Origin of the sequence: Streptosporangium minutum (assembly GCF_002149035.1) — a bacterium.
Classification (GTDB): domain Bacteria; phylum Actinomycetota; class Actinomycetes; order Streptosporangiales; family Streptosporangiaceae; genus Streptosporangium; species Streptosporangium minutum.
Genome location: NZ_NGFP01000469.1, coordinates 1 through 2,377 on the forward strand (window position 1 = coordinate 1; position 2,377 = coordinate 2,377).

The 2,377-nt window shown below is 70.6% G+C and carries 2 protein-coding genes; one reads left to right on the plus strand and one right to left on the minus strand.

The genetic code is table 11. The features are described 5' to 3' along the window. The coding region (locus CA984_RS43680) for a DUF4153 domain-containing protein (RefSeq protein ID WP_133061985.1) at positions 1-1,157 on the plus strand (1,157 nt) is incomplete at its 5' end. A 48-nt stretch (positions 1,158-1,205) separates the two neighbouring features. On the opposite strand, the gene CA984_RS43685 is transcribed toward CA984_RS43680, so the two are convergent. Beyond that, on the minus strand, positions 1,206-2,377 hold a 1,172-nt coding region (locus CA984_RS43685; RefSeq protein ID WP_207621274.1), incomplete at its 5' end, for a family 8 glycosyl hydrolase.

Genomic DNA, 2,377 nt, shown 5'->3' on the forward strand with positions numbered 1-2,377 from the left:
GCGTGGCCAGGGGCGGGGCGTCGGTGGTGCTGGGGCTGCTGCCGGTGCCGTGGTTCCTGGCGGCGGCGGTGAAGGTGAAGGGGGCGCCGCTGCACAGGCGGATGGTGCCCGTGCTGCTCGGGGGCGGCCTGACCGTCGTGCTGGTGGCGGTGTTCGGGGCGCTGTTCGCCTCGGCGGACGCAGTCTTCGCCGAAGCCGTCGAGCGGGTGTTCAGCGCGCAGGACTGGGCGGAGTCGGTGCCGCTGAGGATTCTGCTGTTCGTGGTCTTCGCCGTCGCGGCCGCCTCCGCCGTGCTGGTGGGCCTGCGGCCCGTGGTCGAGCCGAAGGCTCCGGACCTGCGGATCAGAGTGAGCCGCGGCCTCTGGATGACCCCGCTCACCGCGCTCAACCTGCTGTTCGCGGTGTTCGTGGCGATGCAGGTGACGGTGCTGTTCGGCAGCACCCGGTGGCTGGTGTCGGCCACCGGGCTGACCTACGCCGAGTACGCCCGCTCGGGGTTCTTCCAGCTCGTCGTGGTCAGCGTGTTCGTGCTGGCGATCGTGGCGGTCGCCTCGGGGGCGCTCGAACTCGTGGGGCGGGACCGGTGGCTGATGGCCGGGCTGCTCGGCCTGCTGTGCGCGCTGACCATGGTGATCCTGGTCTCCGCGCTGCACCGGCTGGACCTGTATGTCGACGCCTACGGATTCTCCCGGCTGCGAGCCTCGGTGGAGGCGGCCATCTGGTGGCTGGGCGGGATCTTCGCGCTGGTCCTGGTCGCCGGTGCGGTACGGCTGACGCGGCGCGGGAACGCCGGGTGGTTCCCCAGGGCCCTCGTCGCGACGACGGGCGCCGCGCTGCTGGCGTTCGCGGTGTGGAACCCGGATCTGCGGGTCGCGGAGACCCAGCTCGCCGTCCGGACCCTGGAGCAGATCGACCAGGACTACCTGGGCAGCCTCGGGGCGGAGGCCGTACCGGCGCTGGACCGGCTGCCCGAGCCGGCCCGGAGCTGCGTGCTGCGGGACGTGGTCCAGGCCAACGGGCTGTACTCACCCGACCCCTGGAACGGCTGGAACCTCGCCCGGGAGCAGGCGCGGGAGCTGCTCGGCCGGCGGCCGGTGCTCAAGGACGTCACGTGTCCCCGGACGGTCTCCCGGCTGGACATCCCCTACCAGGACTGACGCGGTACGGCTCCCGCCCGCGGGCGGGAGCCGTACCGGGCGGGAGGGTCAGGGCACCCAGTGGTTGCCGGTCACCGTGATCATGACCTGGAGCTGGATGCTGGTGGAGAAGTAGTCGGTGGGCGTGAACGAGGTGTTCAGCATCTTGTTCCAGAGGGCGTCCAGCCAGGCCTGGCTGCCGGAGTCGGTCATCGCCGCCACCGCGAACGGGGCGAAGTAGGCCGGCTCGCTGCCGCTGGAGATCTGCGTGCCGTTGAGGGTGTAGCCGACGCCGATCTTGCCCGGGTCGCCGCCGGTCTTGCCCTTGATCCAGGTGTTCAGCTTGCGCGCGGCGGCGAGCGACTTGGCGTCGCCGCTGGTCACCGCGTCGTCGCCGATCCGCCACGGGTCACGGCAGGCGTTCCACCAGTACTTGCCGTCGTTGGGGTCCTCCAGGACCTGGCCCGAGGCGGGCTTCGGGGTGGTGTTGGTGTTGACCACGAAGTCGGCCAGCAGCCCCGTGTTCGGAGCGTAGTTCGCCTGCTGGGAGGCGATCAGGTTCTGGTGGTTGGTGCGGATGGTGTCCCAGGTCGCGTCGCCGGTGGCCTTGCGGAACGCCCGGAAGTGGTCGATCATCCAGTCCGAGGAGCGGCTGAGCCAGTAGTGCTCGTCGCCGGAGCTCGTCCAGTCGCCGACCTTCATCAGCTTGGTGGTCGGGTTGACCTCGCCGGACTTGATGGCGTTGATGGTCTTGATCGCGAGCTGCTTGTAGTCGTAGGCGCCCGCGCTGCCCCACTGCCGGTCGGCCAGGAGCAGGCCGTAGGCGACGTCCAGGTCGCCGTCGGTGGCGGAGTCACTGCCGTTGACGCTCTTGCAGGAGGTGTCCTGCTCGGCGGCGAGCAGGCCGGGGGTGATCGACGAGGGGTGGGCCAGGACGTACTTCAGCAGGCCGTCGAAGATCTTCTTGGCGTCGGGGTCGGCCCCCGCCATGGTGGCGGCGATGACCATGCCGTAGCCCTGCGCCTCGGCCACGTAGGGGTGGTCGGCGTCAGGGGAGATGATCTGGTACCAGCCGTTGCCGCAGTTCTGCTTGACGAAGGCGGCCTTCCAGCGCTTGTAGTAGTCGACCACCTTCTGGTCGATCGCGGCCTGGCCGCCACTGGGACGCAGCATCCCGGAGGCGTAGGGGATCGTGTGCCCGCCGAAGGGCACCGCGGGTCCGCCCGCGGTCGGCGTGGGGG